Origin of the sequence: Winogradskyella sp., from assembly GCF_016744625.1 — a bacterium.
Lineage (GTDB): Bacteria > Bacteroidota > Bacteroidia > Flavobacteriales > Flavobacteriaceae > Winogradskyella.
This window is the reverse complement of record NZ_JADGDZ010000014.1, coordinates 49,122-56,161: the sequence shown is the minus strand read 5'-3', so window position 1 is coordinate 56,161 and position 7,040 is coordinate 49,122. Positions and strand designations below refer to the sequence as shown.

The following is a 7,040-nucleotide window of genomic DNA, read 5'->3' as shown; positions in this document are numbered from 1 at the left end:
TATATTATTTGTATTTGTAATATCTTTTAAAACATCTTCTTTTGAAAGTACTTTTGGTATTTTTTTTTGCCTTTCTAGATCTTTCTATTTGATAAAATCGATTTGGCATGCCTAGTACAGATTCGTAATAAAATTTAATACTGTTGATAGCTATATTTATATAAGAATCAGATTTATTTTCTTGAATTAATTTGAGAATATAGTTTCTAACATCATTTTTATTGATTTGTATTAATTCCTTGGCTTTGTGATAGTTTATGAATGTTTCAAAGGCAAGAATATAAGATTTCACAGTATTATTAGCGTATTTTTTTAATTGTAACTTATCTAAGTACGAAGTAGGACAGTGGCGAAAATTTTCTGGTAGAGATCTTTGTCTAAACCAAGTTATATCCATGGGCTTAATATTATCATTTATTGGTTTTTTATCAAAAAAGTAATTACAATTCACCCAAACAGCGCCACTAAAAATATTGAATATTTCATTAAGGTTTTCATTTGAGTTTAAAACCTAAGCCATATTAAATTCATTACTCCATCTTACGTTAGGCAACTCTTTAATAAGTGCCTGAATGACTTTGTCTGTATTGAATTGTAAGCCGATATATCTTTTATCTTTAATTAAAAGATGCTTTAAAGTAACACTCCTTCCTTTTTCCATAAAGTAGTATTTTATGCAATTTAATGGATGTAAATGATTTAATCGTGTTTTATTCGAATAGAATACGTATAAAATACGCTTAATTTAAAAATGATGAGATTTTATAAAAAATGTTTGTATTGTCAGAAGGAATTAGGGGGTAGAACCGATAAGAAGTTTTGTGACCCTCAGTGTAAAAGTGCATATCAATACAAACAGGCCAAAGAGCAACCAGAGCGATTTTATGACAAGGTTGATAATCAACTCAAGCTTAATCGAAAAATATTGAAAGAATACAATAAAGGAGGCAAGGTGACCGTGCGGACTAGTGCCTTAGAGTCAGAAGGCTTTAATCCTAAATTTTTCACTCACTATTGGAAAAGCAAAAAAGACGATGTCTATCTTTTTGTTTATGAATATGGATTCTTAAAAAAGAAGGAACATAACGTCGGAAAGTATATTCTAGTAAAATGGCAAGATTATATGGAGGAACAATAAAGGGGATTACCTTTAAAAAATTTATGACTATTCAAATTAAACTAGGGCAAAGAGTTGATTATGAAAGAACAAATAAATCTTTTTTTGTCCCTAATGTTGTCCCTTTTAAAAACCAAAAAAAGCCTTATATCATTTGTTTTCAAATGTTTAAGGCTTTTTGGTGGTGGTGCCTCCAGGAATCGAACCAGGGACACAAGGATTTTCAGTCCTTTGCTCTACCAACTGAGCTAAGGCACCAATTGCTTAATTAAGCGGGTGCAAATATATATGCATTTTTATTATTCACAAAAAGAAAGTTGTAAAATTTGATTTTATAAATTTGTAATACTAAATAAAGTTTATGAATCTTATAGTAGATGTAGGAAATACGTATGTTAAGCTTGCCATTTATAAAAATGCGGACTTAATTCACAAAACTAGTTTTAAACTTTTAGAATTTAAAAAGGAATATAAATCGCTTAAAAAAGAGTTTCCGAAGTTAAAATCTGCGATTATTTCTTCTGTAGGAGGTTTGTCTAAAAAGCAAATAGAAATTATTGAAGACGATTTAAAAGTATTAGAGTTAAGTTCTAAAACAAAATTACCTTTTAAGAATCTTTATAAAACACCTAAGACGCTTGGTGTGGATCGTATTGCTTTGGTTAGTGCTTCTGTTAATCAATTTCCAGACAAAAATGTATTGATTATTGATGCTGGTACTTGCATTACTTATGATTTTATAACCAATCAAAATCATTATTTAGGAGGCGCAATTTCTCCAGGAATTAGATTACGCTATAAAACCTTAAATAATTTGACAGCAAATCTTCCGTTATTAGAAACAAACCAACCAAAAACAATTATTGGAGACTCTACAGAATCATCGATTCATTCTGGTGTTGTATTTGGTGTTATTAAAGAAATTGATGGTGTTATTGACCAATATCTGCTTGAATACCCAGATTTAACAGTTATTTTAACAGGAGGAGATGTCAAATTTTTGTCAAACCAATTAAAAAATGGCATATTTGCGAATTCAAATTTTCTATTAGAAGGTTTGAATTTTATTCTAGATTATAACTCAAAATAATGATAAAACGACTCATTGTAATTTGTATTACAATTATTAGTTCTTCTGTATATGCACAAACAGGAACGGCATCTCCATATTCATTTTATGGTATAGGAAGTCTTAAGTTTAAAGGTACTGTAGAAAATCGAAGCATGGGAGGAATAAGTGTTTACTTAGATAGTATTCATGTAAATCTAAGAAATCCTGCTGCTTATGTGGGTAAAAATGTAGAGACTTTTCCTTTTGATAATGAAAGTAGACCAGTTAAGTTTACTGTTGCAGGTACAATGTCTGATGTTAAGTTAAAAGGTAATTCTGATGAGGCTAGAACTAACAGTTCTACCTTCGATTATTTGGCTTTATCAGTACCAATAGGGAAGTTTGGTTTTGGATTTGGTTTATTACCTTATACTTCTGTAGGTTACAGACTCAATGATTTTAATGATAATGATGAGTTGGTAAATCGTTACGAAGGAGAAGGAGGTGTTAATAAAGTATTCGCAGGTTTTGGATATCAAATTTCGGAGAAATTGAGTTTTGGAGTAGATTTTAATTATAATTTTGGAAATATTCAGAATACTGCTATTGAGGTAGCATATACTCCTGAAGGTGATGTTATTCAGTACCAGACTAGAGAATTTAATAGATCAGACTTGAGAGGGTTAAACCTAAATTTTGGTTTAGCATATAAGACTATGATTTCTGATAAGTTAGAGCTTTCTGCTACAGCGACATATGCTCCAGAAAGTAAATTAAATTCTGAAAATATAAGGTCATTTTCAACAGTTGTTTTAGACGGAAGTACTTTCGATTTATTAGGCGTAGTGAACACTATAGATGCAGATTTAGAAGCTCAAAATCTTAAGAATACAAAGTTAACATTACCATCACGTTTATCATTTGGTGCTGGTTTAGGTGATCCAAAATCTTGGTTTGTAGGTGCAGAGTATACGCTTGAGAAGACAAGTAATTTTTCTAATCCTGTTTTTAATAATGAAATTTCTACCTTTGAGAATGTATCACAGTTTTCTGTTGGAGGTTTTTTTATTCCTGATTATAATGCCTTCTCAGGTTATTTTAAACGTGTGGTTTACAGAGCCGGTTTTAACTTTGCAAATACAGGTTTAGTAATAAAAGATCAATCAATCAAGGAGTTTGGCATATCTTTTGGTCTAGGTTTACCAGTTGGAAGTCGAAGCTTATTTTCAAATGCTAATTTTGGGTTTGAATTTGGACAACGAGGAACAACTAAACAAAACTTAATCCAAGAGAATTTTATGAACTTCAATGTAAGTTTATCTTTAAACTCTAGATGGTTTAGACAAAAGAAGTATAACTAACACAAATATTAACAAGATGAAGACGAGAATTACTATACTGCTACTGGCACTTTTTGTGAGTTTCAACATAGGTTTTGCTCAGCAAGATGAAGAATGTATGAACAATCTATCAATTTTTGATAGCTACGTTAAGAGCAAAAAATACGATGATGCATATGGACCATGGAAAATTGTGCGTAACAAATGCCCAAGATTCAATAGAGCTATTTATGCACATGGAGAAAAGATTTTATTACACAAAATAAAAAACACAACAGGTGCAGATCAAATAGCTCATATTAATGATTTAATGTTGTTATACGATCAGAGTAGAGAGCACTTTGCATCTAAATATGATTTAGGCGAAATTTTAGCAGATAAGGCTAATTTAGCATATAAATATAAAAAAGAATTAAACAAGACTGATGATGAAGTCTATAACATGTTTGATGAAGCTTATGTAAAAGATGTAAAAAACTTTACTAGTGCTAAAGGACTTTACACGTATTTTTCACTTATTGTCGATTTGTTTGATGCTAAGAAGAAACCTGCTCAAGCCATGTTTGATAAGTATGACGATGTTAATGAAATTATTGAAGGTATAATTTCAGGCAATACAATAAAGTTAAATAAACTTGCTGCTAAGGAAGAGGCTGGCGAGACCTTAACTAAAAAAGAAATACAACGAAAATCTAGTTATGAGTCTTATATTAATGCTTTTGAGACTAAGATATTACCTAGTATGGATCAGAAATTAGGTAAAAGAGCTACTTGTGAAGTTTTAGTGCCATTATATCAAAGAGATTTTGAAGAAAACAAGAACAACGGAGTTTGGTTACAACGTGCAATGAATAGAATGTATGCTAAAGGTTGTAAAGAGGATCCTTTATTCTTAAAATTAGTAGAGCAAAAGAATAATATAGAACCTACAGCTAATACATCTTTTTACTTGTACTTACTTACTGGCGAGCAAAAGTATTTTGACCAAACAGTACAATTAGAAACAGATCCTTTAAAAAAGGCAAAACTTTATAAGAAGTTGGCTCAAGAGCTTAAAGCTAAAGGTAGCTATGGTAAAGCAAGACAGTATTATTCTGAAGCTTTAAAACTTAATCCTTCAGATGGTTCTCCTTACTTAGCAATTGCTGCTATGTATGCAAAGAGTGCTAATAGATGTGGTGATTCTAACTTTAATAAAAGAGCCGTGTTTTGGTTAGCCGCTAATACTGCAGAAAGAGCAGGTAGAGTAGATGGTCGTTTAAAATCTGCTGCTGCTAAAACAGCTGCAAGTTACAGATCTAGTGCGCCATCTAAAGCAGATATATTTAACTGCAGTTGTTCTGGTACAGTAATAAAAATTGGATGCTGGATAGGGCGTTCGGTAACTGTTCCAAATATTTAATGACAAAACATTATTTACATATTATAAAAAACTTAGTCACAGCAATTGCTGTGACTTTGTTTTTTTCGTGTAAAAATGATTTTGGAGAAGTGCAAAAAGTAGGTGTCTTACAAAACCAACCAATTGGTGAGGCAGAAAATATTGATTTAAAATATACAGAACTTCAGGATTCTATTGTAAAACTTCTGGCTAATCTTCTAAGTCCAAAAATGCTAGACTATTCTAATAGAGATTTTGCATTTTCAGAATTTCCAGATGGTATAGAACTGAAAGTTTACGATGATGACAACAACAAAACAACCATAACTTCTGAATACGCTATTTTCTATACAGAAACGGATGTTATAGACCTAAGAGGTAATGTAGTAATAGCAACTCATAGCAAAGACACCTTGTTTACAGAACAACTTTATTATAACGAAAAGTTAGAATGGGTATTTACTAATTATCCATTTTACTTTAAAAGAACCACTGGTTTTACTAAAGGAAACGGTTTCGATTCTGATAAAGATTTTAAAAACTTTCAGATGTTAGAAATGGGTGGAGATTTTGAACTCGATAATTGACTACCTTTGTTTAATTATTAGATATTAAACATGAAACTACTTAAGATTTTTCAATACGCATATATTATATTCGCAGCGCTTTTTTTATGGGATGCTATTACTAACTGGTCAATTGACAGAAGCAGATCATACATGTCGTTAGTGTTTGTGGCTTTGGCTCTATTTATGTTTTTCTTTAGAAAGCGTTTCAGTAAAAAGTTTGAAGACCATAACAAATAGTAATTTATGACTGTTGATATAGTCATCATTATAAGTACACTTATACTTTCTGCCTTTTTCTCAGGTATGGAAATTGCTTATGTCTCTTCGAATAAAATTCATATTGAGTTAGAGAAGAAGCAAGGTGATTTCTTAGGTAAAATCCTAGGCAAACTTACCGCAAAGCCATCGAAGTATATTGCGACCATGCTTATTGGTAATAATATAGCACTAGTAATTTATGGATTTAAAATGGGTGATGTTTTGGTGCGCTGGTTTCAGTCTATGTTACCTTCAGGTAGTACAACGTTGAGCTATTTGTTTATAGATTTACAATTGCTAACCCAAACTGTAATTTCGACCTTAGTGATACTATTTACGGCAGAGTTTTTACCAAAAGTATTTTTTCAAATTTATGCAAACACCTTATTGAAGGTATTGGCATTTCCAACCTATATATTTTACCTTATATTTTCTTGGGTTTCGGATTTTATCCTTTGGATTTCTGACGCCGTTTTAAAATATGTCTTTAAAGCATCTGGTGAAGACGCGGCCTTAGCTATGACTAAAGTTGAACTTGGTAATTATATCAGTGAACAAATGGAGTCGGTTGAAGATCATGAAGATGTTGATAGTGAGATTCAAATTTTTCAAAATGCTCTTGAGTTTTCAGAAGTTAAAGCACGTGAAGTTATGGTGCCAAGAACTGAGATAACTGCTGTTGATATTTCAGAATCTATAGAGAACTTAAGCCAACTATTTATTGAAACGGGTCGAACCAAAATTATTGTTTACAAAAATAATATTGATGACATTTTGGGTTATGTACATGCTTTTGAATTATTTAAAAAACCTAAGACTATAAAATCAATTATTATTCCTGTTGGTTTTGTGCCAGAAACAATTCTTATTAAAGATGTGCTTAATATTTTAATCAAAAAGCGTCGCAGTATGTCTGTAGTTATTGACGAATATGGAGGGACTTCTGGTATTATGACTGTTGAAGATATTATTGAAGAATTATTTGGTGAAATTGAAGACGAACACGATACTATTGAAATGATTGAAGAAGAAATTGATCATAATAACTATAAGTTCTCAGCAAGATTAGAAGTCGATTACATAAATGAAACGTATAAATTAAACCTTCCTGAGAATGAGAATTATGAAACCTTAGGAGGTCTAATTGTTAATGCAACCGAAGAAATTCCTCAAGAAAATGAAGATGTACAAATAGATAATTTTAGATTTACAATACAAGAGGTGTCATCAACAAAAATAGATGTCGTTCTTTTAAAAATACTAGAAGTCGATTAATTGAAAAGTGTGATAATTGGTATAAAAAATAGTTTTTATTTATCATTCT

At 30.9% G+C, this 7,040-nt stretch carries 9 protein-coding genes and 1 tRNA gene; 7 read left to right on the top strand and 3 right to left on the bottom strand.

Annotated features, from left to right (window positions below; translation table 11 throughout):
- Positions 1–4 precede the first annotated feature (4 nt).
- Positions 5–397 (bottom strand): phage integrase N-terminal SAM-like domain-containing protein, encoded by a 393-nt coding sequence (locus QZZ53_RS17120; RefSeq protein ID WP_365940345.1) that lies wholly within the window; start codon positions 395–397, stop codon positions 5–7.
- A gap of 114 nt (positions 398–511) precedes the next feature.
- Positions 512–661: a hypothetical protein gene (locus QZZ53_RS05270; protein WP_296382261.1), complete on the bottom strand. Its 150-nt coding sequence runs from the start codon at positions 659–661 to the stop codon at positions 512–514.
- A gap of 90 nt (positions 662–751) precedes the next feature.
- Between QZZ53_RS05270 and QZZ53_RS05265 the strand changes: the two genes are divergently transcribed.
- Positions 752–1,138 (top strand): hypothetical protein, encoded by a 387-nt coding sequence (locus QZZ53_RS05265; protein ID WP_365940343.1) that lies wholly within the window; start codon positions 752–754, stop codon positions 1,136–1,138.
- A gap of 161 nt (positions 1,139–1,299) precedes the next feature.
- Here the strand turns inward: QZZ53_RS05265 and QZZ53_RS05260 are convergent.
- Positions 1,300–1,375 (bottom strand) — tRNA-Phe (locus tag QZZ53_RS05260).
- 103 nt (positions 1,376–1,478) lie between these two features.
- Here QZZ53_RS05260 and QZZ53_RS05255 point away from each other — a divergent pair.
- From QZZ53_RS05255 to QZZ53_RS05230, 6 genes are read left to right on the top strand one after another with little or no spacing between them, the layout of a single operon-like run.
- On the top strand, positions 1,479–2,207 hold the full coding sequence (locus QZZ53_RS05255) for a type III pantothenate kinase (protein WP_296382259.1): 729 nt from the start codon (positions 1,479–1,481) through the stop codon (positions 2,205–2,207).
- On the top strand, positions 2,207–3,529 hold the full coding sequence (locus QZZ53_RS05250) for a hypothetical protein (protein ID WP_296382257.1): 1,323 nt from the start codon (positions 2,207–2,209) through the stop codon (positions 3,527–3,529). Before QZZ53_RS05255 ends, QZZ53_RS05250 begins: the two co-directional genes overlap by 1 nt.
- 16 nt (positions 3,530–3,545) lie before the next feature.
- Positions 3,546–4,910, top strand: a complete 1,365-nt coding sequence (locus tag QZZ53_RS05245; RefSeq protein ID WP_296382255.1) for a hypothetical protein — start codon at positions 3,546–3,548, stop codon at positions 4,908–4,910.
- Positions 4,910–5,476, top strand: coding sequence for an LPS export ABC transporter periplasmic protein LptC (gene lptC / locus QZZ53_RS05240; RefSeq protein ID WP_296382253.1), 567 nt, complete (start codon positions 4,910–4,912; stop codon positions 5,474–5,476). The genes QZZ53_RS05245 and lptC overlap by 1 nt, the downstream gene beginning before the upstream one ends.
- A gap of 30 nt (positions 5,477–5,506) precedes the next feature.
- On the top strand, positions 5,507–5,695 hold the full coding sequence (locus QZZ53_RS05235) for a hypothetical protein (RefSeq protein ID WP_296382252.1): 189 nt from the start codon (positions 5,507–5,509) through the stop codon (positions 5,693–5,695).
- A gap of 6 nt (positions 5,696–5,701) precedes the next feature.
- Positions 5,702–6,991: a hemolysin family protein gene (locus QZZ53_RS05230; RefSeq protein WP_296382249.1), complete on the top strand. Its 1,290-nt coding sequence runs from the start codon at positions 5,702–5,704 to the stop codon at positions 6,989–6,991.
- The last annotated feature ends 49 nt before the right edge of the window (positions 6,992–7,040 follow it).